The sequence below is a fragment of the Actinophytocola sp. genome, assembly GCF_036378875.1.
Taxonomy (GTDB): Bacteria; Actinomycetota; Actinomycetes; order Mycobacteriales; family Pseudonocardiaceae; genus Actinophytocola.
Genome location: NZ_DASUVO010000081.1, coordinates 103,550 through 128,169 on the forward strand (window position 1 = coordinate 103,550; position 24,620 = coordinate 128,169).

General features: G+C 69.0%; 25 protein-coding genes. 11 read left to right on the forward strand and 14 right to left on the reverse strand.

Going from position 1 to position 24,620, the window contains the following annotated elements:
- The gene (locus VF106_RS23355) at window positions 1–207 is read left to right on the forward strand and encodes an MbtH family protein (protein WP_330841935.1); all 207 of its coding nucleotides are present in this window, start codon (window positions 1–3) and stop codon (window positions 205–207) included.
- Between the two features lie 262 nt (window positions 208–469).
- Here VF106_RS23355 and VF106_RS23360 read toward each other — a convergent pair whose 3' ends face one another.
- The 8 genes from VF106_RS23360 to VF106_RS23395 form a co-directional block, all read right to left on the reverse strand.
- The gene (locus VF106_RS23360; RefSeq protein ID WP_330841936.1) at window positions 470–1,228 is read right to left on the reverse strand and encodes a GAF and ANTAR domain-containing protein; all 759 of its coding nucleotides are present in this window, start codon (window positions 1,226–1,228) and stop codon (window positions 470–472) included.
- 28 nt (window positions 1,229–1,256) lie between these two features.
- The gene (locus VF106_RS23365; RefSeq protein ID WP_330841937.1) at window positions 1,257–1,997 is read right to left on the reverse strand and encodes a GAF and ANTAR domain-containing protein; all 741 of its coding nucleotides are present in this window, start codon (window positions 1,995–1,997) and stop codon (window positions 1,257–1,259) included.
- A 6-nt stretch (window positions 1,998–2,003) separates the two neighbouring features.
- A complete protein-coding gene (locus VF106_RS23370; protein WP_330841938.1) occupies window positions 2,004–2,444 on the reverse strand; it encodes an STAS domain-containing protein in 441 nt (146 codons plus the stop codon).
- A 4-nt stretch (window positions 2,445–2,448) separates the two neighbouring features.
- The gene (locus VF106_RS23375; RefSeq protein WP_330841939.1) at window positions 2,449–2,706 is read right to left on the reverse strand and encodes a hypothetical protein; all 258 of its coding nucleotides are present in this window, start codon (window positions 2,704–2,706) and stop codon (window positions 2,449–2,451) included.
- 142 nt (window positions 2,707–2,848) lie between these two features.
- On the reverse strand, window positions 2,849–3,160 hold the full coding sequence (locus VF106_RS23380) for a GlsB/YeaQ/YmgE family stress response membrane protein (protein ID WP_330842029.1): 312 nt from the start codon (window positions 3,158–3,160) through the stop codon (window positions 2,849–2,851).
- Between the two features lie 502 nt (window positions 3,161–3,662).
- Window positions 3,663–3,905 (reverse strand): sortase domain-containing protein, encoded by a 243-nt coding sequence (locus VF106_RS23385; RefSeq protein ID WP_330842030.1) that lies wholly within the window; start codon window positions 3,903–3,905, stop codon window positions 3,663–3,665.
- A gap of 147 nt (window positions 3,906–4,052) precedes the next feature.
- Window positions 4,053–5,198, reverse strand: a complete 1,146-nt coding sequence (locus VF106_RS23390) for an ATP-grasp domain-containing protein (protein WP_330841940.1) — start codon at window positions 5,196–5,198, stop codon at window positions 4,053–4,055.
- A gap of 693 nt (window positions 5,199–5,891) precedes the next feature.
- A complete protein-coding gene (locus VF106_RS23395; RefSeq protein ID WP_330841941.1) occupies window positions 5,892–6,680 on the reverse strand; it encodes a calcium-binding protein in 789 nt (262 codons plus the stop codon).
- Between the two features lie 158 nt (window positions 6,681–6,838).
- Between VF106_RS23395 and VF106_RS23400 the strand changes: the two genes are divergently transcribed.
- The gene (locus VF106_RS23400; RefSeq protein ID WP_330841942.1) at window positions 6,839–8,119 is read left to right on the forward strand and encodes an MFS transporter; all 1,281 of its coding nucleotides are present in this window, start codon (window positions 6,839–6,841) and stop codon (window positions 8,117–8,119) included.
- Between the two features lie 3 nt (window positions 8,120–8,122).
- Here VF106_RS23400 and VF106_RS23405 read toward each other — a convergent pair whose 3' ends face one another.
- Window positions 8,123–11,254, reverse strand: coding sequence for an AfsR/SARP family transcriptional regulator (locus VF106_RS23405; protein ID WP_330841943.1), 3,132 nt, complete (start codon window positions 11,252–11,254; stop codon window positions 8,123–8,125).
- Between the two features lie 281 nt (window positions 11,255–11,535).
- Here VF106_RS23405 and VF106_RS23410 point away from each other — a divergent pair, with 281 nt between their 5' ends.
- Together VF106_RS23410 and VF106_RS23415 are read left to right on the forward strand one after the other, a co-directional pair.
- Entirely contained in the window at window positions 11,536–11,829 is a 294-nt protein-coding gene (locus VF106_RS23410) for a hypothetical protein (protein WP_330841944.1), read from the forward strand.
- A gap of 166 nt (window positions 11,830–11,995) precedes the next feature.
- Window positions 11,996–15,226 carry a S8 family serine peptidase gene (locus VF106_RS23415; protein WP_330841945.1) on the forward strand — a complete coding sequence of 1,077 codons (3,231 nt, stop codon included), beginning with the start codon at window positions 11,996–11,998 and terminating at the stop codon, window positions 15,224–15,226.
- Between the two features lies 1 nt (window position 15,227).
- Here the strand turns inward: VF106_RS23415 and VF106_RS23420 are convergent, their stop codons facing one another.
- The gene (locus VF106_RS23420; protein ID WP_330841946.1) at window positions 15,228–16,007 is read right to left on the reverse strand and encodes an NAD(P)-dependent oxidoreductase; all 780 of its coding nucleotides are present in this window, start codon (window positions 16,005–16,007) and stop codon (window positions 15,228–15,230) included.
- Window positions 16,008–16,082: 75 nt separating this feature from the next.
- On the opposite strand from VF106_RS23420, the gene VF106_RS23425 reads away from it, so the two are divergent.
- The 6 genes from VF106_RS23425 (at window position 16,083) to VF106_RS23450 (ending at window position 20,994) form a co-directional block, all read left to right on the forward strand.
- A complete protein-coding gene (locus VF106_RS23425; RefSeq protein ID WP_330841947.1) occupies window positions 16,083–16,757 on the forward strand; it encodes a GntR family transcriptional regulator in 675 nt (224 codons plus the stop codon).
- 65 nt (window positions 16,758–16,822) lie between these two features.
- Window positions 16,823–17,782 carry a DUF6282 family protein gene (locus VF106_RS23430; RefSeq protein ID WP_330841948.1) on the forward strand — a complete coding sequence of 320 codons (960 nt, stop codon included), beginning with the start codon at window positions 16,823–16,825 and terminating at the stop codon, window positions 17,780–17,782.
- Window positions 17,779–18,396 carry an RraA family protein gene (locus VF106_RS23435; protein WP_330841949.1) on the forward strand — a complete coding sequence of 206 codons (618 nt, stop codon included), beginning with the start codon at window positions 17,779–17,781 and terminating at the stop codon, window positions 18,394–18,396. Before VF106_RS23430 ends, VF106_RS23435 begins: the two co-directional genes overlap by 4 nt.
- The gene (locus VF106_RS23440; protein ID WP_330841950.1) at window positions 18,393–19,157 is read left to right on the forward strand and encodes an ABC transporter ATP-binding protein; all 765 of its coding nucleotides are present in this window, start codon (window positions 18,393–18,395) and stop codon (window positions 19,155–19,157) included. Before VF106_RS23435 ends, VF106_RS23440 begins: the two co-directional genes overlap by 4 nt.
- Window positions 19,154–19,981 (forward strand): ABC transporter permease, encoded by an 828-nt coding sequence (locus VF106_RS23445; RefSeq protein WP_330841951.1) that lies wholly within the window; start codon window positions 19,154–19,156, stop codon window positions 19,979–19,981. Before VF106_RS23440 ends, VF106_RS23445 begins: the two co-directional genes overlap by 4 nt.
- Complete coding sequence (locus tag VF106_RS23450) at window positions 19,978–20,994, forward strand: ABC transporter substrate-binding protein (protein WP_330841952.1); 1,017 nt, start codon at window positions 19,978–19,980, stop codon at window positions 20,992–20,994. Before VF106_RS23445 ends, VF106_RS23450 begins: the two co-directional genes overlap by 4 nt.
- Before the next feature lie 3 nt (window positions 20,995–20,997).
- On the opposite strand, the gene VF106_RS23455 is transcribed toward VF106_RS23450, so the two are convergent.
- The 4 genes from VF106_RS23455 to VF106_RS23470 are packed head-to-tail and all read right to left on the reverse strand — an operon-like array spanning window position 20,998 to window position 23,328.
- Complete coding sequence (locus tag VF106_RS23455; protein WP_330841953.1) at window positions 20,998–21,609, reverse strand: hypothetical protein; 612 nt, start codon at window positions 21,607–21,609, stop codon at window positions 20,998–21,000.
- A complete protein-coding gene (locus VF106_RS23460; protein WP_330841954.1) occupies window positions 21,596–22,066 on the reverse strand; it encodes a hypothetical protein in 471 nt (156 codons plus the stop codon). Before VF106_RS23460 ends, VF106_RS23455 begins: the two co-directional genes overlap by 14 nt.
- Entirely contained in the window at window positions 22,063–22,671 is a 609-nt protein-coding gene (locus tag VF106_RS23465) for a hypothetical protein (protein ID WP_330841955.1), read from the reverse strand. The genes VF106_RS23460 and VF106_RS23465 overlap by 4 nt, the downstream gene beginning before the upstream one ends.
- Before the next feature lie 3 nt (window positions 22,672–22,674).
- Complete coding sequence (locus tag VF106_RS23470; RefSeq protein WP_330841956.1) at window positions 22,675–23,328, reverse strand: DUF6789 family protein; 654 nt, start codon at window positions 23,326–23,328, stop codon at window positions 22,675–22,677.
- Between the two features lie 240 nt (window positions 23,329–23,568).
- Between VF106_RS23470 and VF106_RS23475 the strand changes: the two genes are divergently transcribed.
- Window positions 23,569–24,582: a DUF711 family protein gene (locus VF106_RS23475; protein ID WP_330841957.1), complete on the forward strand. Its 1,014-nt coding sequence runs from the start codon at window positions 23,569–23,571 to the stop codon at window positions 24,580–24,582.
- Window positions 24,583–24,620: the final 38 nt, after the last annotated feature.

The following is a 24,620-nucleotide window of genomic DNA, read 5'->3' on the forward strand; positions in this document are numbered from 1 at the left end:
ATGGACGAGGACGTCAGGTACCAGGTCCTGATCAACGACGAGGAGCAGTACTCGCTGTGGCCGGCCGACCAGGACGTGCCCGCCGGCTGGCACAGCACCGGCACCGAGGGGAGCAAGGAGGACTGCGTCACCTACGTCGACGAGGTGTGGACCGACATGAGGCCGCGCAGCCTCCGTGAACGCATGGCAGCCGACCGGGCGACATGACGGTGACCCAGATCTGCCGACACGGCCCAGATCGTGCTCCTACCAGCAGAAAACGCTGACGGAGACACCAAGAACCGATGCCCCGACCGCGTCCCGGTTGGGGCATCGGTGCCAGGTTGTTCTCGTGTAGCGCGTGCAGGACGAGTTTTGCCCCGATGAAAGCCCAGGATCGCCGCCAGCCGTAGGTCCAGCCCGAGCTGGGTGGCCGCGGCCATCAGCTGTGCCCGGCCGGTCGGGATCGGTCGAGATGCTGTCCTGTCGGTCAGGTGTGGGGTTGCGCTCTTGGCTTCGGGTTCGGGCCCTTGCGGACTTGGTCGTCGTCGAGTGTTCCGTCGATGATGTGTGCGGCGACGTCGCTGAGGCGGCGGTTGTGGCTGCGGGCGTAGGCGCGCATCACCTGGAAGGCTTCGTCCATGCGGAGGCCGGCGCGTTGGGCGAGGACGCCTTTGGCTTGTTCTAGTTGGACGCGGCTGCTGAGTGCGGTTTGTAGTTGGGTGGCGAGTTGTTCGCTGGCGGCGATGGCGCGTTCCTGGATCAGTCCGACGGTGGCCACGTCGGCCATGGCCTGGCCGATGCTCAGATCGGTCTCGGTGAGTTGGCCGGGTTTGAGCCGGAACAGGTTCAGCGCGCCGATGGTCTCGGCGCGCAGGCGCATCGGGAGTGCTTGTGCGGAGTGGAACCCGAGGGCCTGCAACTGGTCGGTGAACGCTGGCCAGGAGGTGCGCATCGCGGGTAGGTCGTCGCGGGCCACGGGGCGTCCGGTCCGGTAGCAGTCCAGGCAGGGGCCTTCGTTGTTCTGCAGTTCGTAGAGTTCCAGCAGGCGGGCCTCCTCGGCGGAGGAGGCCATCACGTGCAGGCCGCCGCGCGGGTCCGCCAGCATGATCCCGGCGGCGTCGGCGTCGAGTAGTTCGACGCTGCGGGTGGCCAGGGTGTGCAGGAAGTCGATGACGTCGAAGCCGGCCACCAGGGTGTCGGCAAGGCTCACGAACGTGCTGGCGAGGAGTTGTTCCCGGCTTGTCATAAGCCCACCGTCTGTGTCTTGTTGGGGGTCATGGCTGGTCGCGCTGCGTGGTGGCGCCGGGCTCGCTGTCGTCGAACTGCAGGCGTCGGTTGACCACGTCGGCGGCGACGGCCGACACCGTCTGGTCCGTGGCGTATGCGTGCGCGCGCAGCCGCAGCAGCGCCTCGGCGAGGCTGACCCCCAGCTGGATCGTGATCATCCCGGTCGCCTGGTGAACCTCGGCCCGGCTGTCGATCGGCCCGGTCAGTGCGGCGCTCGCATCACCGTGCTCGTCGTGGTCCTGCAGGTGTAGGACCACGACGGTGGCCGCGTCGGCGAACGCCAGCGCGTCGGCGAGGTCGATGGCGCTGAGAGATCCCGGGGTGTCGCGGTAGAGGTCCAGGACACCGACCTGGATGGCGCCGACCCGCAGCGGGAACGCGAAGATGGCACGCACTCCGGCATCGAGCACGGCGGCCCCGAACCGCGGCCACCGCGCCGACCCGGCGGTCGCGAGGTCCGGTTCCAGCACGGGGCGCCCACTGCCGGACGCCTCGACACACGGCCCCTCACCGAGGGCGAACTGCAGTTCCTCCAATTGCCTTGCGCGCCCGTCGGTGGCGGCGAGCACCACCCCGCTGGGTCCGTCGGGGGTCATCAACGCCACCCCGACTCCACTGACCGTCAACGCGGACAAGCATTCCACGCACAGTCGGGTGGGCAGCGTGCTCTGCTCACCTCCTCGGTCCGCGATCACCGACAGGATCTCGGCCACTCGGGGGTTGCGCATGGCGGGTTATCCGTCTGGACCGCAGCCGACACGGAACAGGGCGTGGGTGAGGTCGGGGCTGATGTCGAACACCCTGTCCAGGCCGGTGATCGTCAGTGGCAGCAGAACCGGGCGGGTGGATGCGACCAGGCAGAGCGTGGTGCCCGCCACCGTGGCCGCCTCTCTGGCGTTCACGAGGACGGTGAGACCGGCGGCGGCGAAGAACCACACGCTGGTGAGGTCGACGATCACGTGCCCGCCGGTGTCCCGCATGTGCGGGAGCAGATGGTCGCTCAGCTGAGTGCTGGTGAGCGCGTCCACCTCGCCGCGTACCGTGAGCACGATCGCCGCGGGTGGGGCGGTGTGCGTGGTGATGGTCAGTAACCGCGAGGTGGAGCGCAGGTCTGGCGGGGCGATGTTTGCCGGTGGGGAACGGTCGGTCGTTGCGTAATCGAAAATGGTGGTCACGGTTTCATCCCTCTTGTTGGGCAAGGAGAGTGCCAGAGCCGAGCTCACTGTTCGTGGCGGGCACACCGTCCGGAATGGACAGCGACGACGCGACCGGTAGCGCGGTCAGGTGCGCGCTGATTCTGGCGATCATCGCGTCGGCTTCGGCCGCGGTGAACAGTCCGAGCTTCACACCGCGCAGGATGGTCGCGACCGTGCTCTGGTGGGGGCCTGCGATCCCGGCGACCGGGGCGGCTCCGAGAAATGGATCGATATGCGCCATATGGGTTGGTCCCTCGGTTGGCTGAGGTCATACCGGGGGCCCGGGCATCTACCCCGAAAGGATACGCGCTCACCGGAGGTGATGCCTCGCGGCCACTCCAGGACGGCGCGCTACGGCTCTAGCGCACGGCTGCGCCGGCCGGTCATCGCCGAGCCGGCCAGACACCGCGCCCGCGTCTGGATCTACGGTTGGCTCCGCGGCCGCGGTTGGTGATCGCGTGGTGGATCAGCAGCAGGACGACCGCCCCCACGATGGCGATGAGCGTGGAGACTTCGAAGAAGTCACCGGTGGTTTCGAGGTCGAGGAACTCCGTGGCCGCCCAGCCGCCGACCAACGCCCCGGCGATGCCGACCAGGATCGTGACGGTGACGCCGTGTTTCGCCCGGCCGCCCAGCAGCGACTTCGCGACGATGCCGGCGATCAGACCGAGCACGATCCAGCCGATGACGCTCATGCTCACGGGGACTCCTTGATGCGCTAGATCGAGAGTCGTGACTGGGCCAGATACCGGGGACGGCGATTCCCAGCTACACGGCCGCCGACCGACCGCGTATGTCAGCTGGAACGGTTCGGGAGAACATGCCCGCGACCTCCTCGTGGCGTCGACAGGCGCGACATGTTCTTCGCCAAGGTCCGGGGCGATGCCCGATCGCACCAGATCGGTTCCGGTCGAACCATCAAGGACTTCGACGGAACGTGGTGACCCGGGTGCACCATCAGTCTAGACCCCTAGGGGACCGCAGGACAGGACCAATGCGAGACCGATACCCACAGGCCGGTCGTCACGGTGGCGAAGCCGGCAAGAACTACGATCGATGTCAGCCGCACCAGCCCGTCGGGTTCAGGAGGTTCCACCGCCGCCGGTCTGTGGGGCCCCAACGGGCTTCACGACTTTCGTCGGCGGACCGCCGACGATAAGGACTGTGTCAAGGGATTCCCCGATGCGCATGGAACAGTCACCAGCGAACAGTCCGATTATGACCTTCTTGTGTTGCATGGCTTTCCCACCGGTCGAAACGGCCACCGCAGGTGATCAGACGCAGTTCGGGAACAGGTGTCTCGCCACACACTTCTTCGGTGGGGAACTGCGCCTTGGGAACCTGGTCCACTTTCCGTACGACGAACCTGGCGACTGATCCGTCCACTCTTGAGATCTCGACACTCTCGCCTGGTACCAGTTCGTGGAGGCGGTAGACGATGCCGGGTTTCCGGTTGCCGTCGAAGGTGGCTGTTCAGATGGTGCGGCGCAGGCGGCCAGCATTGCCATGGAAAACATTCCGAGCACGACCCGCATCACGACAACCACATACTCGTCACGGTAGACGCCAGAAGTGCGGGCTGAGCATTCAGTGGCGGACTCTTGTTTCCAGTGTGCGGCGGCGGGTGGCCACGTCGTCGGGGTCGTCGCCGAACACGACCAGTTGGAGGGTGCTTTGTCTGATGGGGTTGTCGGTGTGGACGGTGTCGTGGCCGGCGACGACGAGCAGACCGCCGGCGGCCAGGGCCGGACGCAGGTCGGCGAGGAGTTCCTCGAGCGGCGCGGGCACTGTCAGGTTCACGGACTCGGCGGGGCGGTCGAGGGCGTCGGGTCGGACCGACTGCAGCGCGAGCAACGGGATCGAGCCGCCGGTGATCCGGAAGTTCAGGTCGAGCACGACCAGTTGGCCGTCCCTCGTTTGGGCGCAGTCCAGGCTGCACATGCCCCGGTATCCGATGTCGGCCGCGCGCCCCGCGATCGCAAGACACTCGGTGAGTAGTGCGGCCGGCGGCGAGCTGACCAGTCCGAACAGGCCGCCGGTGTAGAGGCCGGCTGTGTCGATTCGTTGTTCGGTGACGGCCAGTAGCCGGGCTGTCGCGTCCGGTCCGATGTAGAGCTGGATGCCCCAGTTGCGAAGGATGTGGAGGTACTCCTCGACCACGAACTCGCTGAGCACGTCGGTGAAGGCCGGCAGTGTGATCGGCTCGCCGGCCCGGTGTAGGTACACGTCGAGGTTGCCGCGGTGTGCGTCGTTGGTCGCGGCCTTGAGAACCCAGGACTTTTCCTCTGGTGTCGCTTCGGCGAGGTCCTTACGGGTCACGACGCTGCGGCGCGCCTGGAAGACCGGGTCGACGAACGTGTCGATGCTGGCCTTGTTGTTCAGGTAGCCGACGAGTTGTGCGCTCTTGACCATGTGTTCTTCGGGGCACAGCGTGGCCGGTTGCGGGTACTCCATCGAGATCAGCAGGCCGTCGTCCATCGCCGCTGCCACGCGTGCCGTGAACTCCGCCTCGCTGCGGAACTCGCGTAGGTCGGTGCCGACCGGGAGGCCGCCGTCGCGCAGCTGCGCCAGCAGTGACGGGTCTGTGCCGCCGGAGCTGCAGATCAGCGGGGTGTCCGCGGCGACGGCGATCGGTCTGGCGGAGAACACGTCGCGTGTGTGGCGGTGCCTGCTCACCGGCGCGGTGGCTTCCAGCGGCGGTCGGGCGCAGACGGCGACACCAGGACCGTACACATCGCTGAGCGTGCGGGGAGCGACTATTGACGGCGAGAAAGGTGTGGAAAGAGTAATGGAGGATCTCCCGAGAGGTGAGTACAGCCCGCCACGTTCCAACGGGTACGAAGGGCGTGACGGCTTGGGCTCTGCCGAGCAGACGAAAATGGGCCGTGGCGGTGGCGTCCACTAGCTGGGTCCGCTCGATGCGCGCGAGCCGGATACGGGGTAACCGTGGGCGAACAGCCCGGATGCGGGCCGTATGGCCTGATCGTCTCACGTTTCGACCGACTGACCCAAACACGGTCAGGTGAAATCTTGGCGGTGAGCTGAGCCTCACATGAGGTACAGCTCGTGCGCACCGCCCGCACCCCGTCGGGTGCGGCTGAGGCTCAGGTCGCGTTCGCAGGGGTTGTACCAGCTGTTGCGCCCGGTCGTGGGGCAGGTCGTGGAGGGCGGTTGGACTTCGAGCCGGTTGTGCTGCTCGCCGCCGTGCGTGACGGGTTCCCCACGTCCTTCGATGGCGCGGGGTTTGCCTGAGTTGGGCCTGAGGCGGCTCTCCCGCACTCCCGGCTGCGTGATCGTTGCTGTCAGCCAAAAGTATGGTGGTTCCGCAAATCGTCTGGCGATTCGGTCCCAGGTTTTTCGGGTTCGCGAGGATGGGTACGACGGTGCCCGTGGTGGGGCGTTCCCCACCACGGGCACCGTGATCAATCAGCAGTTGACCAGGGTTTCGAAGTTCATGCAGGTTTCGCCACCGACGCCGCCGCCGGTGCCACCGAAGCCGGTGTCGTTCCCCGCGCCACCGTCGATGTCGTCGATGCCGTCACCGCCGAACACCCTGTCGTCGTGGTCATTGCCGCGGACGATGTCGTTGTTGTCGCCGCCGCGTACTTCGTCGTCGCCGCCGGTGACCATGTCTTCGCCACCTTCGCCGTCGACCACGTCGTCGTTGTCGTTGCCCGCGAGGTCGTCGTTGCCCTCGCCGCCGAACACGTTGTCCACGCCCTCGTTGCCCGACATGGTGTCGTCCTCGGTGCCGCCCGCCATCGCGTCGTCGTCGTCGCCGCCCGTCACGGTGTCGACACCCTGACCGCCGGCCGCGGTGTCGTTGTCGGCGTCACCGTTGACGTTGTCGTCGCCGAGGTTGCCGGCCACGTTGTCGTCGCAGTTCTCGCCGGACACGTAGTCGTTGCCGGCCCCGCCGTCGATGGTGTCCTGTCCGTTGCCGCCGAAAAGCACGTCGTTGCCGTCGCCACCGAGAATGACGTCGTTGCCGCCTCGGCCGTTGATGATGTCGTCACCGTCCCCACCGGTGAAGATGTCGTCGCGCGGAGTTCCGACCAGAAGGTCGTCGCCGTCCGTGCCGGGGAAGTTTTCGCCTGTGCCTTGCGATAAGCACCACTCGGCGTCCGCCTGTGCCAGCGGCCCGCTGAACGTCGCCAGTCCGATGGCGGCCAATCCGGTGGCCACCGAAATCGCGATGGTTCTACGCGCACTCATTGAATGTTTCCCCTTTGAGTATTGTCGGGCTCCGCCTGGAGGTCCCCGTCCGCCGCTCGGCGATTCCCTCATCCTTCGGACGGGGCGTTGCCCGAGCGCTAACCAGATCCGCCAGCGCGCCCTGTGGGACACGGGATGCGTCCGAGGAGGCCCTTCTGATGAGGCTGTCGTATGTCCGGGAGCTTGATGAGTATCCGGAAGGTCTGCGCCGGCTGTGGCTTCTGGCGATGGCGGTCCTGGCGGTTCTCGTCGGGTCGTACGAGGCCCAGATCGCCCCGGTCGTACCGCTCCTGCTCACCGATCTCGACATCGACCTGACCACCTACGGTTCGGTGTCGGCCGTCGCCGCGGTCGGTGGCGCGGTCGCGGCAGCCCTCGGCGGCCGGCTCACCGATCATCTGGGCAGGGTGCGGCTGCTCGTCCCGTTGATGCTGCTCACCGCGCTGTGCTGTCTGGCCATGACATTGGTTCACTCCACGCGCGACCTGCTGATCGTCCGGGTGCTGTTGGCTTTTGTCGACGGCATGGCGCTGGCGAGCACCGCCCCGCTGGTTCGGGACTTCTCTCCTCGGTTGGGGCGAGCGCAGGCGTTCGGGTTCTGGACCTGGGGGCCGATCGGGGCGAGCCTGCTCGCTTCCGGGCTGGCCGCCTGGACGTTGCCGATCTTCCACGACTCGTGGCGCTCGCAGTTCGTCATCATGGCCGTCATCTCGCTGGTGCTGTCGGTCGTGATCGCTATCAACATCGCCGATCTGTCCCCGGGTCTGCGGGCCCGGATACGGCAGACCGAGCGGGAGGTGGTGGGGACGGCCGACTCGACACGCCCGGTCCGCGGACGTGACCTGCTCGCGCGACCGCGACTGTGGGCTCACGCGGTGGGGATTTCGATGTGGCTGGTTCTGTATCTCACGCTCGCGTTGTACGGGCCGGCGATGCTCGTGGACAGCTTCGGGGTGAGCGCAGCGAGAGCGTCGATGATCATGTCCGCGTTCTGGGTGTTCGACCTGGTCGTGCTGGTCGCCGTCGGTCGCGTGTCCGACCGGCTGCAGCTGCGCAAACCCTTCGCGCTCGGCGGAACTCTCGCGGGTGTGCTCGTGGCCGGCTACCTCGCCGTCCTGATGGGACGTTCGTCGGTGCCAGACGGTCAGCTGATGCTGACCGGGGCGTTGCTCGGTGCCGCGCTCGCGACGGCTTTCGGCCCGTGGATGGCCAACTACTCGGAGGACGCCGAGGATGTGGACCCGAGGCTGCAGGGCACCGCGTGGGGGATCTTCGGCTTCGCCAGCAGAACCGTGGGGGTGCTCGTGCTCCTGGTGGTGCCACCGGTGGTGGCGGCTACCAGTTGGCGGACGTGGTTGTTGGTTTCGGGGGTGTGCCTGCTGCTTTTCGTGCCGGCCGTGTTCGTGTTCGGCGGACGTTGGCGGCGTGTCCGGGATTGACGTTCATCGCCGCTGTGCTGGGGGCAGCGCTTGGCGGAGCAGGATCGCGGTGGCGGCGTCGGGAGGCGCCGCGAGCTGCCGCAACGCGGCCAGGACTCGCCGACGGGCCGTCGCGATGTGGGCGGCGTTGTGGCTGCGGAGCGCGGTGGCGAGGGCGAGGCGGTGGCCGCGCGGATCGAAAGGTTCCAGTGACAGGGCGCTGTCGGCCAACCGGCCCGCCTCCGCCGCCGCACCCGCCACGAGGCGCAGCTCGCCGAGGTCCAGTAGGTCGCGGACGTGCCGGGTGCGGACCCGGTCCATCTCGATCGCGATGTCCGGGTCGGCCAGGCTGTGCAGATCGGACAGTGGGTCGCCGCGCCACAGCGCGATCGCGTCGCCGAGCAGTTCGGCGACGCGGTCCATGTCTCCACCGGCACGCGCCCGGCCGACGTCGACATCCAGTTGGTTGAGGGTCCACAGGTCGATGGACAGCGAGCCGGAGGGGACGAGTCGGATCATGTCGCCGTCGGTGCGCAGGTGGAAGCTCGCGTCACCGCCGGCCCGGTCGGGTTCGAGGAGTCGACGAAGGTGGGTCAGGGTGACGCGCAGGTTCCTGGCCGCCTTCGCCGGGTCCAGTCGCGGCCACAGCAGGTCGATCACCTGGTCCCGTCCCAGCACCGGGCGGAGTGCCAGCACACCGAGCAACTGTCGAACCCGCATCCGCCGTAGCTGCGGTGCGTCGACCGGCACCCCGTCTCGCGTCAACCGCATCGTTCCCATGACCTCGACATGGGTCCGATGTGCGGGAGGCGCCGGGAGCACGGCAAGCAGATGTGCCGCACCCGCCGCCACGGAGCGTTCGGTTGCCCGCGCCGTCAGGCGGAACTGCCGGTGGGCCGCCGGCCCGAGAACGTCGGCCAACAGCCGAGCCAGCTCGAGCCCTCCGCGATCACCGGCGGCGGTGAGCCGGGCAGCCAGCTCCACCGACCACGGCAGCGGCAGAAAACACAGCACGTGCGCGGGAACCGGTGCGACAACCGCCGTTGAGTCGCCTGCGCGGGCCTGGAGCAGAGCACGGGCGGCCGCTCGTGCCGCGCGGTGAGAGGGGCCCAGCGCAACGCTGTCCCAGTGCGTCCGTAACCGATCGCTCAGGACGTAGCCGAGAGCCAGGAACCGACGCAGGTGCCGTTCGCCGAACCGGACCTCGATCGGCCACCTGGCAAGGTGGCCGGCGTAGGCCTGCCGGGCGGAACCCTCCTCGCCACGGGCGACCGCGACCGCGGCCTGAGCCACACTCGCCAGTACGGAGTCCCGAGGATTGTCATGATCGGCCGGATCGCCGCAGGGCCGAGAGGAGAACAACGGCGTGTCGCCGCACGAGGACGCGATCACCGCCGCCAGTGCCGTCGCCACGAACGCTTCCCGTGCCGTTGCCGTGGCCGGTTCGACGGTCGATGAAGGGTCGATTCTCGCCGCCGCGCGTCCTTGCCCGCGCAGTAGCTCCAGATCCGAGGGATCACCGTCGAGCCAGCGCGCCACGGCACCGGAGAGCTGGACCCGGATGTCGCTCGCGTCGCCAAGGGTCCTGTCGGCCAACGCCGCCGCCTCCCGGCTGTACCCGCACATGTTCAGGCAGTGGTAGTGAAACCGCCAGGTGGACAGCGCGAGGGCGGGAGGTACGTCGAGCACCGACGACTTGACGAGGTGGGCGAGCGCGGCTTCCGGGTCGCCGTCGAACTCCGCGTCCATCGCGGCGACGTTGTGCCCCAACAGCGTGAGCACGGAAGAGGAAGGCGCGTCGACCCGGTCTGCCCACTCGGCGAGCACGACCAGTCGGGCGGGATCGGCTCGGGAGTGTGCGGTGATCACCGCCTGACCGAGGGCAGCGGCGGCGCCGGCCTCGTCGTGCCGGTCGAGCATGCCGTGCCATGCCTGGTCGATCATGGCGTCGATGCGCGAATCGGTGAAATCGCTGGCGTGCATGACCGCGGCCCGCAGCAACACGAACGCCGGCTCGTCGGCGACGTGCGCCGGGACGGCTCCGAGCCAACGCTCGGCGATGGCGCGGGGGAGCGCCGAAAGTGTGGTTCGCACCAGGTCGACGGCCAGACCAGCGAGCAGGCGCCAGTCCTGTGCCTGGTAGGCCAGGAGCCCGGCCCTGGCCGCGTCTCCGCGCGCTGCCAGGGTGGCGGCGGCGCGCTCCCGCAGGGTTCGCGTCTCCTGCGCGGTCATCATTCGTGACAGAGCGTCGGTCCACAGGTCATGCGCGTGATACCGGCCGCCATCCAGAACCCTCACCAGAGGGATCCGTCGCGCGAGGTCGTCGAGGGCGACCGGCCCGCCGGTGACGGCCGCGACCTCGCCGGCGGTGGCCTTGCCCAGTGCCGCCAGTGCGGCCAGTGCCCGCAGCTGTGGACCGGGCAACCGGCTGAGAATCTCCTCGCGGGCGTACTGCCACGGAGCAGACGCTCCGGCCGCGAAGACGAGCCGGACCAACGCGGGCCATCCCTGCAGCCCCGCGGCCGCGGACCCGTCCCGCCCGAGCCGACGGGCCAGGGCCGCGACCTCGACATCGGTGAAGGCCAGATCCTCGCTGGTGATCGTGACCACCTCGCCGGCAGCCTCGCGGCGTGCCAGGGCCAGATCCGGCACCTCCCGCCCGCACAACACCAGGTGAGCGGTCGCGGGCAACGCCATCACCACCTCACGAAGCAGCGCCGCCCCCGGCGAGCCCACCCGGATCTCGTGCACATCGTCAAGCAGCAGACATACCTCCAGCGGTGCCCAGCGGATCACGGCATCGACGACATCACGCATCCCCGGAGCGGCCAGGCCAGCACGCCGGCACGAACGAACGGGCCCGGTTGCCATGGCATCGAGCAGAACCTGTGCGAGCTGGACCGGATCCTCGTGCGCCGACTCGCAACTCACCCAGGCCTCGACCCCGCGAGGCGCGAGGACGTGCGCCCGCATCGTTTGAGCGAGCGCCGTCGTCTTGCCGAATCCCGCTCCAGCGACAACCAAGGTGACCGGCCGCTCCCACCGTTTCTCGAGGCGCTGGACAAGCCTCGGGCGTAGCAGCTCGACGTCGAGAGGCCGCGGCGAACCCGGGGAGTCGCCGAGAACCGACAGCGCGGCCCGCGGATCCGCCTTCATCGGGTATCCATGCCCACAGGAGCGTTGCCTGCTGACCCAGATACACACCCAGCCCGGAGGCGGCGGGCAGATCGTCATGCGGCGCGCAGCGCGATCGTATAATCTGGACATTTCCTGGCACCGTCGGTGCCCATCCGCGTTGCGACGCTTGTTCGAACCGCCCCGGCCCCGGCGGCAACTCGACTCGGTGGTTGACCCGTCCACAAAGGCCGGTGATGAGGTCATGACCGTTCTCACGGCGAGGTTGTCGTCGTACGCCATCCCTCGGCAAGGAGGACCCGATGGCCGATGAGCCAATCGCCAGAGGAGGGATCGAGGGCTATCCCACCGGGCTGAGCTGGGGCCAGCACCATCGGGTCGCCCGAGTGGTCGCTTCGGCGTCGACCGATGCCGAGGACTGTGCACTGCTGCTCGCCATCCTGGGAGTTCACCCCGCTGACGGGCTCCCGGTCTCGTCACCGAGCGCCGAGTCGGGTGAGCCTGGCCCGCTCGCGAAGGCGGCCGGCCTGGATCTGGTCGATACCGAGCGCGGGATCCGTCGTAGGCGGAGAAGTGCCAGGTGGACGCGAGACTGACGCTCTCCCGACCACCCGAAAGACCAACCTGACGCCGCGCATAGACCAGGCCGTGCCAGGAATGTTCCGGTGCCCGATAACGTGATGTTATGCCCGATCAGAAGTACCGCACAGCCATGCCGTAGGCGAAGAGTGACGACCGGACCACAGTGAAGGGAGACGGCCGGTGCGTCGCTTGTTCGGCTCTGTGCTGGCAGCGGTTCTGCTGACCAGCCTCGTGGGCGGTGCCACCCCGGCCGCCGCGGACACCGCGGGTTGGCGGGTCGACGGCCCGGCCAGCATCGGCGCGTGGGTGACGTTGCTCACCGGCGACCGGGTCTTCGTGGACGGTGACCGCCTCGCGGTGGAGCCGGCGGTCGGTCGCGAGGGGATCGGCTTCAGCACGTACACAGAGGACGGTCGCACGTACGTCGTGCCCAACGACGCGTTGCGCTCGGTGTCCTCGGGACAGCTCGACCGGCGCCTGTTCGACGTCGCCGGGCTGGTCGCCGTCGGCTACGACGACGCGCACACCGCCGTGCTGCCCACGATCGTCGAGGGTGCCGGCGCGAGGATCAGCGCGGGTGTCGAGAAGACCCAGGCGCTGCCCGGTGGCGCCGCCGTCAAGGTCGACAAGGCGGACGCGGACGAGTTCTGGGCCGCCGCCAAGGGCGCCGGCCGGATCTGGCTCGACGGCAAACGCCAGGTCAGCCTCGACGTGAGCGTGCCGCAGATCGGCGCGCCGACCGCGTGGGATGCCGGGTTCGACGGCACCGGCGTGACCGTCGCCATCCTCGACACCGGCATCGACGCGACCCACCCGGACCTGGCGGACCGGATCGTCGAGACGGAGAACTTCACCGACGCCGCCGACACCAACGACACCGTCGGCCACGGCACGCACGTCGCGTCCACAGTGGCCGGTAGCGGCGCCGCGTCCGGCGGGAAGTACCGGGGTGTCGCGCCCGGCGCCGACCTGATCATCGGCAAGGTCTGCCCGACCCGGAACTGCACCGAGTCGGCGATCCTGGCCGGTATGGAGTGGGCGGCCACCCGAGCCGACGTGATCAACCTGAGTCTCGGCGGCCAGGACTTCCCCGGCATCGACCCGCTCGAGGAGGCCGTCAACCGGCTCACCGCACAGACCGGCGCGCTGTTCGTGATCGCGGCCGGCAACGAGGGCCGCACCGGCACGGTGGGCTCGCCGTCGAGTGCGGACGCCGCGCTCGCCGTCGCCGCGGTGGACAAGCAGGAGAACCTCGCGGACTTCTCCAACCGGGGCCCGCGGCTCGACGGCGCGATCAAGCCGGACATCAGCGCGCCCGGCGTCGGCATCGTCGCCGCACTCGCCAAGGACAGCGACTACCCGGTCAGCAGCCCGGGGTACAGCCAGCTCAGCGGTACCTCGATGGCCACCCCGCACGTGGCCGGGGCGGCCGCGCTGCTGGCGCAGCAGCACCCGGACTGGGTGGCCGGCGATCTGAAGGCCGCGCTGACCGGTTCGGCGAAGACCAACCCGGCCATCGGGTTGTTCGGGCAGGGCGCGGGACGGGTCGACGTGGCGCGGGCGGTCACACAGACCGTGCGGGTGGACGTGTCCGGCCTGTCGCTCGGCTCGCAGGCATGGCCCGCCGACGACGACGTCCCGGTCACGAAAACCGTGGCCTACCGCAACGACGGCCCGACTGACGTGACCCTCGACCTGGCCGCCCAGGTCGCTGGTCCGGACGGTAAGGCGGCGCCGGCCGGAATGTTCACCGCGAGCCCCGGCAGGGTCACTGTGCCCGCGGGTGGTTCCGCCAGCGTCGCCTTCACCGCCGACACGCGGGTGGCGAGCGCGACCGGCACGTTCACCGGCGCGCTGGTCGCGACCGCCGGCGAGAACGTGGTGCGCGTGCCGGTGGCCATCAGCAAGGGCCACGAGGTCAGGAACCTGACCGTCCGCGTCATCAACCGTGCCGGTGCGCCGGCCGCCGACTACTACGTCAACATCTTCGGGGTGGACGAGGCGGTGTTCGCCGCGCCCTACCACGCGTCCGGCACGGCCGTCGCGCGGTTGCGGCCCGGCCTGCGCTACCACCTCGTCGCGTCCGTGGTCAGCCCGGACGGCACCTCGACGTTGCTGGTCGATCCGGTGTTCACGTTCACCGGAGACAGTGAGATCGTGCTCGACGCGCGGCAGGGCACCCCGGTGTCGGTGACCGTGCCGAACCGGGAGGCCCGCAGCCGCATGGCCAGCGCCGGCTACTACCGGCGGATGCCGAGCGGGTACACGCTGTCCGAGCGGATCATGAACAGCGGCTTCGACAAGCTGTACACAGTGGACCTTGGAGACCAGGTCCCCGCCGACGCGGGCACGCTGGTCTCGGAGGTACGTGGTTTCTTCGCCCGCCCGACGGAGGACGGGACGTTCTTCGACTCGCCGTACGAGTACGACCTGGTGTGGTTCCAGCGGGGCCGGTTCCTGACGAACTTCAGCCGCGCCGCGAAGCAACGCGACCTGGCCACGGTGGTGAACCGGTCCTACAAGGTGGCCGACGGCGCACAGCAGGCGTTCATGCACAACTGGGGCTTCCCACCCGAGGGTGGGGCCGCGCTGTCCGCGCCGATCAGGTTCACGGTCCCCAGCACCAGGACGATCTACTACATGGCCGACGACGTCCGCTGGGAGAACCGGTGGGAGCAGTCCGGGCGGTCTCAGGTGCAGCAGCTGTCGGCGCCGTTCACGGTGCGCGCCGGCAAGCGGTACGAGGTGCGTTGGAACCAGGGCCCGGCCGCGCCGACGTTCAACAACCGCACCTTCGTGTGGCGGGACGGCGACACGATGTTCATGAACGTGCCGCCGTTCGGTGACCAGGCCGGCCACACGGGCTACTCCCAGCTGGACACCGGCCGGATGGCGTTCTATGTGGACGGCACGAAACTGGTCGAGGTGCCGAAGTACTTCTACGACGCGGCGGGCCCGGTGCCGGCGGCGGAGCGCTCGTACCGCCTGGAGTACGAAGTGGACCGTGCCGGCACGTACACCAACTCGACGGCGATCAGCGGCTCGTGGACGTTCCGCTCCGCGACGGCGCCGACCGGTGCGTGGACCGCGATGCCGTTGTCGAGCATCGGTTTCCGGCCGCAGCTGGACATCGACAACACCGCACCGGGTGGCCTCCCGTACCTGGTGCCGGTGAGCCTGACCCGCCAGCCCGGCGCGGCGCCCTCCGCCGTGCGGAGCCTGACGGTGGAGGTGTCCTATGACGACGGTGCCACCTGGCGGCCGGCGCCGCTGCTACCGGTTGGCGGGTCCAACTGGCTGGCGTACGTGAAGCACCCGAAGAAGGGCTCGGTGTCCCTGAGGGCGGCCGCCACCTTCGCCGACGGCGGCACGGCCGACTACACGGTCATTGACGCGTACCAGCTGCGTTGATCTAGCCCGGCTGTCGCGGCGACCTCCCGGTCGCCAGGCGAACCAGCACATCGCGGGTGGCCGCGGTGATGGTCGGCTCGATACCGAGTTCGGTGAGCATGTCCGTCGCCGCGGCCATTTCGTCCGCTCGGCGTACCGCGTGTTGGTGGGTGCCCGCCACCAGTCGCTCTACAGTGGACGTGTCGGCGCGGGTCAGCTCCTCGGTGATGTTGTCCCGCAGCCACTCCTCGCAGCCCGCCGCTCTGCCCGCCGCCAGGGCCTCGACCACCGCGGCCGCGAGTCCTTTGAAGAACACGCTGCGCAGCAGCTTGCGCTCGGCCGCCAGCCCGGCCGGGCCGTCCAGTGGCCGGACGGACGCGCCCAACGAGCCGAGCAGGGCGGCCACCCGTCGCGCAGCGGGACCGCTGGCCAGCATCGGGGTGCGCAGGCCGCGGCCCGGCACCGGCGCCATGATCGCGACGTCGGCGAACGCGACACCGCCGGCGATCTCCGCCAGGTGTCTTTTCAGGCCCGGGGAGGCCGTGTTCAGGTCCGCCCACACCCCGTCGCCGACCGCCGACACCCCGGCACGCAACGCGTCCGTGGCGGCCTTCCCGCTGTTGACGCTCAGCACCAGATCGGCGCCGGACGCGGCGTCCGCCTCGTCGCGTGCCGGGAACATGCCGGCCGGCGCGGGGACCGCCGGGTCGTAGGCGCGGACCACCGCCCCGGCGTCGAGAAGGTCGCGGGCGATGGCGCCACCCGCCTCCCCAAGGCCCAGTACGGCAACGGTGAGTGTCACGACGTCGCTCCCTCGCATTCGGACGCTACACTACGTTAACAAAATTGGTGACAATTCCGGTTAAGGAGAATCGCGGTGACGGTCGGCGATGAGCGGGTCGACGGGCGGCGGTCGGTGGTGGCCGAGATCCGTGAGGCCATTGTGCGCGGTGACTTCGTGCCCAACCAACGGCTCGTCGAGGCCGACCTGTCCGAACAGTTCGCGGCCAGCCGCGCAACGGTCCGGTCCGCACTCGTGGAGCTGGCCAACGAGGGACTTGTCGAACGCGTGCAGAACAGGGGCGCCCGGGTGCGCGCGGTGTCGTTGGCCGAGGCCGTCGAGATCTCCGAGGTTCGCATGGTCCTCGAAGGACTCTGTGCCGCCAAGGCCGCCGAGCACGCGACCAAGGACGAGGTCAAGCGGCTCAAGGCGATCGGCAAGCAGATGCGGACGGCCGTGTCGAAGGGCGACGTCCTCGGCTACTCCCAGCTCAACCAGGAGCTCCACCGGCTGGTGCGGGAGATCAGCGGGCAGAGCACGGCCCGCGACGTGCTGGAGCGCCTGCGTGCGCAGAGCGTGCGGCACCAGTTCAGGCTCGCCATGCACCCCGGCCGGCCGAACGTGTCCCTGCCGGAACACCTGGCCATCATCGACGCGATCTGTGCCAACGACCCCGCCGCCGCGGAGGAGGCCGCCCGTGCGCATCTGCGCAGCGTGATCGCGGCGTTGAAGGAGGTCGACCAGTCCGGCGTGCGGCACCTGCCCGGATGATCATTGACACTCGCCGACAGAATTGTTAACAATCTAGGCGCAGATCCTGTTCGCAAAGGAGCGCCATGGCTGATCACCCGCAACCGTCCGGTCACGCCCGCGAGCTCGTCCGCGGCGCCTATGACGTGCACATCCACGTCGCCCCGGACGTGATGCGCCGGCGGGTCGACGACGTCACGCTCGCCGAGCGGTTCGCCGAGGTGGGGATGGCCGGGTTCGTGCTCAAGTCCCACTACGTGCCGACCGCCGAGCGGGCCGAGGTCGTGCGCCGGGCGCGGCCGGAGGTCGACGCGCTCGGCGCCATCACCCTGAACGCCTCGGTCGGCGGGATGAACCCGATCGCGGTGGAGATCGCCGCCCGGGGTGGCGCGAAGGTCGTCTGGCTGCCCACTGTGGACAGTGCGAACCAGCGCGAGTGCCAGGCCGTGGAGCCGGAGGGCGCGACTCCGCCGATGTGGGCGAAGCTGCAGGACGACCTGCGGGCCGCCGGCATGGCCGCCGACCCCGTGGACGTCCTGACACTGGGCGGCGAGGTCACCGAGCGGACCCGGCAGGTGCTGCGGCTGATCGCCAAGCACGACATGGCGTTGGCCACGGGACACCTGCACCAGGACGAGTCGGCGCGCGTGATCGACGCGGCCGTCGCGGAAGGAGTGCGGCGGATCGTGGTCACGCACCCCGAGTTCACCTCGCAACGCATCGGTGTCGAGCGCCAGCGCGCGTTGGCCGCCAAGGGCGGGTTGCTGGAACGGTGCTTCACCACCCCGTACACCGGGAAGGTCTCCTGGGACGTGTGGTTCCACAACATCCGAGCGGCCGGCCCGGAGAACTCGGTGCTGTCGAGCGACCTCGGCCAGCCGTTCAACCCACCGGTCGAGGACGGGCTCGCGCTGTGCGCGGACCGGTTGCTGGCGGAGGGCTTCACCGACGAGGAGGTCCGCGTGATGGCGGTGCACAACAGCAGGTGGCTGGTCGGCGCGGATCCACTGCCGGACGCGCCGGTTCGCGGTGAGGCGGGAGCATGAGCGTTCACAACGAGTTGGCCGAGGCCGGCGTGGCGACGGTGTACGAGGCGTACGGCCGCCGCGGCCTGCTCGACGTCGAGTTGTTCCCGCTCACCCCGGGGAGCCGGGTGGCCGGACCGGCGCGGATCGCGCTGTGCGGCCAGAACGACAACCGGGCCGTGCACGAGGTGATGGCACACGTGCGGCCGGGGGAGATCCTGGTGCTGACCATGCCCGAGCCGGCGCCGGTCGCGTTGTTCGGCGACCTGCTCGCCACACAGGCACTGACGGCCGGTGCGGCCGGTGTGCTGGTCAACGCCGCGGTGCGCGACAGCGCCGACCTGGCGAAGCTGCCGATGCCGGTGTGGACGCGGTGGCGGCGTGCGACCGGCGCGACCAAGAACGAGCGGGGGAGCGTCAACGTCCCGGTGACCATCGGCGGCACCGTGATCGCGCCCGGCGACGTGCTCGTGCTCGACGACGACGGCGCCACCGCCATCGCGGCCTCCGAAGTGGACAGCGCGCTGCTCGCCGTGCGGGAGCGGATAGCCAAAGAGGACGGTCTGCGGAAACGGTGGGCGGCTGGCGAGCTGAGCTACGACGCGTACGGCATGCGCGCGGCGGACCAACCATGACCGCGGTACTCCAGGTCGACGGGCTGACCAAGCACTTCGCGAAGGACGACACCGCGGTGGTCGCCCTGCGGGACTTCTCCCTCGACATCGCAGAAGGCAGCTTCGTCACGGTGCTCGGCCGCAGCGGCTGCGGCAAGTCCACCATGCTGAACCTGCTCGCCGGACTGGCCGAGCCGACCACGGGCACCGTGCGCTACCGCGACCACCCGCTGACCGGTCCGCACACCGAGATCGGCTACCTGACCCAGTCGGACACGCTGATGCCGTGGCGGGACGTGCAGCGCAACGTCGAGATGCCGTTGGAAATAAGCGGGATCGCCGCGAAGGAGCGTCGTGCACGGGCCGCCGAGCTGATCCGCCGTGTCGGCCTCGCCGGGTTCGAGAAGCACTATCCACGCGAGCTGTCCGGTGGCATGCGCCGCCGCGCGAGCCTGGCCCGAATGCTCGCCGGCACGCCGTCGACACTGCTGATGGACGAGCCGTTCGGCGCGCTCGACGCGCAGCTGCGGACCGAGCTGCAGGCGGAGCTGCTGCGGCTGTGGCAGGGCAGCGGGCAGACGGTCGTGTTCGTGACCCACGACATCGAGGAGGCGCTGCTGCTCGGCGACCGGGTCGTGGTGCTGGGCCGAATCGGCCGGATCGTGCTGGACCGCGCGATCGAGCTGCCCAGGCCACGGGAGATCGACGAGCTGCGTGTCGACCCCGCTTTTGTCGGCATGCACGGTGAACTGGCCCGCGCGCTCAAAGGGGAGGCACCATGAGCATCACCGAGGTCCCACTCGCCGGCCCGGTCGTCATCGCCCGTGACCGGACGTGGTGGCAGCGGCACGGCACCACCACGTCCGTCTGGGGCGTGCGGGTGGCGCTGGTCGGCGTTCTGCTTGTGCTGTGGGAGATCGCGGCGGACCGCTGGATCGACATCACGTTCATCAGCCGGCCAAGCGACATCCTCGGCCGGCTCGGGGACTGGGTCGCGGACGGTACACTGTGGACGAACACGTGGATCACCGTCCAGGAGATCGTGTACGGCTTCCTGCTCGGCGCGGCGGCCGGCGTGCTGGTGGGGTTCGTGCTGGCCTCGTTGAACTTCGTCTACCGCGTGCTCGACCCGTTCATGATGGCGCTCTACTCGATCCCGAAGGTGGCGCTGGCGCCGCTGTTCATCGTGTGGTTCGGGATCGGCATGCACATGAAGGTCCTGCTCGCCGCCGCAACGGTGTTCTTCCTGGTGTTCCTCAACACCGCGGCGGGGGTGCGCGAGGTCGACCGCGGGCTCGTGGACGCGGTGCGGCTGATGGGCGGCAGCCGGTGGCACGTGATCCGCAAGGTGGTGCTGCCGTCGTCGATGACCGGCGTGCTGACCGGGCTCAAGGTGGCCGTACCGTACGCGTTGATCGGTGCGGTGATCGGGGAGTTGGTCGCGTCCAACAAGGGCCTCGGTTACCTGATCAACGACGCGGCCGCGCAGTTCGACACGGCCGGCGTGTTCGCGACGCTGGTGGTGCTGAGCGTCATCGCGGGCCTGCTGAACGTCGTGGTGAACCTGATCGGTCGCCGCGTGAACCGCTGGAAGCCGGTCGAATGACCGGCCGACGAACCATCCTCAAAGGACTCCTCGCCGCGCCGGCGCTGCTGGTGGCCGGCTGCGCGCAGCGGACGTCGACCACCCCGGCCGGGGTGCTCAACGTCGGGCAGATCAGCAACTCGGTGGCGTTCTTCCCGCTGTTCGTCGCGGAGACGCGGGGCTACTTCACCGACGAGGGTCTCACCCTCGGCGACCGGCCCAGGCTCGGTACCGGTGCGAAGGTGGCCGCCGCGCTGAAGTCCGGCAGCATCGACGTCGGCGCCGGCGTGATCACCGACGCGTTCAACCTCGCCAAGATCGACGACGGCACTCGCGTCGTGTCCAGCCTCGTCGCCGAGTACTACGTGGACATCGTGGTGCCGCCGTCGTTCGACGGCCCCGACGACGACGCCTCCCTCGACAAGAAGGCCAAGGCACTCGTCGGCCGCACCATCGGGATCACCGGCCCGGCCAGCGGCACCGAGGCGCTCGTCAAGTACCTGTTCGGCAGTGTCGGCCGCGACGCCGCGACCGACGCCACGCTGGTCAACCTCGGCGCCGCGGTCTCGGCCGCGGTCGGCGCGCTCAAGGCGGGCCGGGTGGACGCGCTCGCGTTCTTCCAACCGATCGCGCAGATCGCCGAGGCGACGGGTGTCGGCCGCACCTACATCTCGCCGGCACGCGGGGACGTCCCGAGCCTGCGGGGCGCGTTGCACGGCGTCACGTTCAGCACGCGCAAGCTGTTGGACCGCAAGAAGGACGAGATCGTCGGCTTCCAGCGGGCGATGACCCGCGCGCTGACCGACATCCACGGCGACCCGACGCAGGCCAGGGACCTGCTCGGCCGCTACCTGAAGGAGACTGACCCGAAGGCCCTCGACGCCCTGATGCCCATACTCACCAAGGAGATCCCCGCCTCACCCGACCTCGACGAGCGCGCCTACCGGACCGCGCTGCGGTTCCACCTCGACAGCGGCCTGGTCCGGGAGGCGCCGGCGTACGCCGACGTCATCCCGGAGGCGTTCCGAAGCTGAGCCTCAGGGCTGTGGTGGCAGCGGGATCGGCACCGGTGGGCGTACCGGAAGCCGGATCGGGAGGCGGAGGCTGCGGGTGAGCAGCGGCGGTTGCCAGCCTTCCAGCGTCAGTGTGACGGAGACCGAGCACGCCTCGGTCTCGACCGCTTCGATCGCGCCCCGGCGGACGGCCACGGCCGTGGAGAACATGCCGAACACGATGGTGACGTCGAAGGTGACCCGGGCGAACTCCGACTCGTCGACGACGAGCGCGATGTACGGCTTGTGTGTGGAGGTGATCTCGTACGGGTCGACCAGGGTGACCAGCACCTCGGCCTGGTTCGGGTCGGCCAGCGTGTCACGGGCGGCCTGGGTCAGCGCGCGGTACTTGCTCAGGCCGGCGAGGAAGGGTGCGCTGATGTCCTCGCTGAGGAAGCCCAGCGCGGTCTCGAGGATTCTGCCGTTGAGCAGCCGGTAGGACGCCGGCTGCATTTCGCGGCGGTCACGAAGCCTGGCCTCGGCGATGCCGCCCGGGGGCATGTTCGCACGCATCCGGTTCAGCAGCGCCTCGTCGCTGCCGTCGCCGAACACCACGGACCGCGCGGTCGCGCCGCGGCCGAGCTCAGTGGGGACCATGGGGAACCTCCTGGACGGTCTGTGTGCCGGGATCGCGGCCCACCACCAACCGCAGGGAGAAGGCGGGGCCAGGGTCGCCCTCCGGGTACACGGTGGTCGTCGACTCGGCGAAACCCGGCCGTACCGCCACCCCCTCGATCGTCGGCTCGTCGTCCTTGGACGATCTGGACGATCTGGACGGTCGAGGTGGCCGCGGCGGTTGTTGTGGCGTCCAGGGCGGCGGCACCGGCGGGGGCGTCGGCGGCGTCGGTGGCTGGTTGCTCTGTGCGGTCATGACCGCGACGGTCGCGACCGCCACCCCGCCGGTCACGGTGGCGATCGTCCCGATGGTCCAGCCGGTGTTCTGGCAGTCCTCGGGGTTGATGAAGATGTCGCAGTTGTCGGCGACGGCGACGGGTGCCAACGTCACCGTCGCGGCGAACGCGATGGCGAGTGCCGCCATGATCCGCCTGATCATCGTGGTTCACCGCCTTCCCGCAGCAGCAGGACCGTGCACGCTCCCGCGAGCAGCGTGGCCAGGAACATCGGACCGGCGAGGCCGGCGGGGGACTGGGGAGTGGAGGTCTGGCCGCCGAACAACGCCGGGATGTCCGAGACGGAGCCGTGCACGACGAGGAACGCGATCACGATGCCCAACACCGGCGCGAGCACCATCCGAAGGCCCCGGGCCAGAACCCGGTCACGTGCGGCGTAGAAACCCGTCAACCGACTGTCGATCTCCTTGCCGAGGAAGATCACCGCACCGGCCACCATCAGGGCGGCGAGCACCACGACGACGCCGGCGCCCGAGGTGCCCTGCCCGCGGAACAGGAAGTAGAGCAGCGGCGCCAGTGACACCAGCAGCTGCCGAACGCGCGGTGGCGTCTTGTCCCACACTTCGACGAACTGTCGAGCCCATTCCGCCGACATGATCGCCTTGCCGATGCGGGACTTGTACAGCGCCGCGGCGATGAGCCCGCCACCCACCACGATGACGAACACGACACTGCGGTGGGTGATCCAGTCCAGCCAGGCGATGAAGACCACATAGATCGCGAACACCAGGACGCCACGTTTTCCCATGTGTCACCCTCCAGGCCGTGGTCGTGCGTGGCGCTGCGCCACCGCCCCGACGACCGAGCCGTACAGCGCGTGGCTGATCAGGCTCACGATGACGAACGGGGCCAGCGCGGGCGGGCGCAGAATGGCGCTCGACGGGTAGATCACCAGCATCGCCGTCTCGAGGACCAGGCCCCACAAAAGCCCGAACCACCAGCGGGCCGGCCCGGCGACCAGCGTGTAAATGATCGCGAACGTGACCCCGTTGCTCACGTGGTAAAGCCATCCCGCGACGCCCGCCGCCAGCGTGTCCTCAGGTTTCCCCGTGATCAGCGCGCCGAATATGTAGATGGAGTAGAACGGCGACGTGTGGAGCGACAGCAACGCACCGACCACCCAGCGGGTCGCGTTGTAGGCCAGCAAACCGGCAAGACCCGCCACAAATCCGACACGAAGCCGGTTGACGATCAGCGGACGGTCCACGCGGCCCGTCCAGATCGTCATACACAGCAGGAACACCATGCCTGGCGCGGTCAGGAAGGACAGTGTGTACGGCATCCGGATCAGCCCGGACAGATGCACCAGCAACGCGGCGATGGACGTCGCCGCCGCGCCCAATGTCAGCAGGAAAAGAAGAGGGTCCTCCCGGTAGCCGGCCAGCCGGATGCTCTGTTTCCGCACGCGCTCACAATGGCACGTGAAAAGCGGTGACAATATAGGCCAAAAGGCTCTTGTTTGACCCGAGTTGAAAAATGGCAACTGGATTTTTGCTCGGTAGGAAAAAACCCAATTTGGCCGGCGATTGAGGCTTGGTCGTTTTAGCGGTTCTGGGTAGTTTGGTTGCGTCGCCGGAGTGGTGTGGGCGACCAGCGCCGTGCCTCGCCGGCAGCTTCCGAGAGTGGAGCCACTAAGCTCGCCGTGGTGAGCAAGATCGTTCGCACCATCTGTCGTTTCGTTGCCGAGCCGGACGGGCGGGCCGTCGACTCGTTGGCGGAGCTGTCCGGGCGGCTGCGGGGCTTGGGCTACGAGATCCAGACGACCCGGGTGTGCGGCGGCCGGGGTGACATCGCCGAGCTGGCTCGGACGGTCGACGGCACCGACGTGTTGGCAAGCGTCGGTCGACTGCCGTTCGACTCCGCGCTCGCGCAGTTGCCCGCGTTCTTCGCGGCCGGCAATGTCAGCTTCAACGTCGACCTGGCCGGCCAGGAGATCGAGCCGGAACACGTCGACCTCGTACGGCGGATCATCGAGGAACGGCCCGGACACACCTTCAACTTCTGCTACACGTTCAACAACCGGCCCAGCAGCCCGTTCTTCCCGTCCGCCACCTACGCGGAGGACGGGTTCGCCGTCGGGCTGCAGGCGGTCGACCTGGCCGACGGTCTGACCACCCTCGACGACTGGCTGTCGGCGATGGCGGCGTGCTGGCGTGAGATCGCCGACGAGTTCCGCGACGAGCCAGGTTTCCTGGGGATCGACGGTTCGCCGGCACCGTTCGGCGCCGGTAAGGGGAGTCTGGTCGAGTTCGTGCGGCGGCTGGGCATGACGTTCCCGGAGTCGGCCACCTCGACGATCTACCTCACCATCACCGACTTCCTCAGGGAGCACAACCCGAAGATCGTCGGTCTCAACGGTCTGATGCTGCCCTGCCTGGAGGACGCCGCGCTGGCCGCCGAGTACGAGAGCGGCGAGTTCACCGTCGAGCGCAACCTGTTCCTGTCGCTGCACAGCGGTCTCGGCATCGACACCTACCCGGTGGGCGTCGACGAGCGCCCAGAGCGGATGCTCCAGGTGTTGCGGCTGGTGCGGGCGTTGTCGAACAAGCACCGCAAACCGCTGTCGATCCGCTTCGTGTCGGACGGCAGGGCGCGGATCGGTGAGCGGACCGACTTCAGGAGCCCGTACCTGGTCGACTGTGTGGTCCGCCCGCTGTAAAAGTTGATCACACCGCCCTTGACAGCGCGTGTCCGGTC

Excerpts from the sequence above, each read along its gene's own strand:
- VF106_RS23360 (WP_330841936.1), bottom strand. The coding sequence starts at position 1,228 with ATGACAAGCCGGGAACAACTCCTCGCCAGCACGTTCGTGAGCCTTGCC.
- VF106_RS23440 (WP_330841950.1), top strand. The coding sequence starts at position 18,393 with ATGACCGCGGTACTCCAGGTCGACGGGCTGACCAAGCACTTCGCGAAG.
- VF106_RS23395 (WP_330841941.1), bottom strand. The coding sequence starts at position 6,680 with ATGAGTGCGCGTAGAACCATCGCGATTTCGGTGGCCACCGGATTGGCC.
- VF106_RS23380 (WP_330842029.1), bottom strand. The coding sequence starts at position 3,160 with ATGAGCGTCATCGGCTGGATCGTGCTCGGTCTGATCGCCGGCATCGTC.
- VF106_RS23435 (WP_330841949.1), top strand. The coding sequence starts at position 17,779 with ATGAGCGTTCACAACGAGTTGGCCGAGGCCGGCGTGGCGACGGTGTAC.
- VF106_RS23405 (WP_330841943.1), bottom strand. The coding sequence starts at position 11,254 with ATGAAGGCGGATCCGCGGGCCGCGCTGTCGGTTCTCGGCGACTCCCCG.
- VF106_RS23465 (WP_330841955.1), bottom strand. The coding sequence starts at position 22,671 with ATGGGAAAACGTGGCGTCCTGGTGTTCGCGATCTATGTGGTCTTCATC.
- VF106_RS23445 (WP_330841951.1), top strand. The coding sequence starts at position 19,154 with ATGAGCATCACCGAGGTCCCACTCGCCGGCCCGGTCGTCATCGCCCGT.
- VF106_RS23400 (WP_330841942.1), top strand. The coding sequence starts at position 6,839 with ATGAGGCTGTCGTATGTCCGGGAGCTTGATGAGTATCCGGAAGGTCTG.
- VF106_RS23430 (WP_330841948.1), top strand. The coding sequence starts at position 16,823 with ATGGCTGATCACCCGCAACCGTCCGGTCACGCCCGCGAGCTCGTCCGC.
- VF106_RS23355 (WP_330841935.1), top strand. The coding sequence starts at position 1 with ATGGACGAGGACGTCAGGTACCAGGTCCTGATCAACGACGAGGAGCAG.
- VF106_RS23365 (WP_330841937.1), bottom strand. The coding sequence starts at position 1,997 with ATGCGCAACCCCCGAGTGGCCGAGATCCTGTCGGTGATCGCGGACCGA.
- VF106_RS23450 (WP_330841952.1), top strand. The coding sequence starts at position 19,978 with ATGACCGGCCGACGAACCATCCTCAAAGGACTCCTCGCCGCGCCGGCG.
- VF106_RS23460 (WP_330841954.1), bottom strand. The coding sequence starts at position 22,066 with ATGATCAGGCGGATCATGGCGGCACTCGCCATCGCGTTCGCCGCGACG.
- VF106_RS23410 (WP_330841944.1), top strand. The coding sequence starts at position 11,536 with ATGGCCGATGAGCCAATCGCCAGAGGAGGGATCGAGGGCTATCCCACC.
- VF106_RS23375 (WP_330841939.1), bottom strand. The coding sequence starts at position 2,706 with ATGGCGCATATCGATCCATTTCTCGGAGCCGCCCCGGTCGCCGGGATC.
- VF106_RS23455 (WP_330841953.1), bottom strand. The coding sequence starts at position 21,609 with ATGGTCCCCACTGAGCTCGGCCGCGGCGCGACCGCGCGGTCCGTGGTG.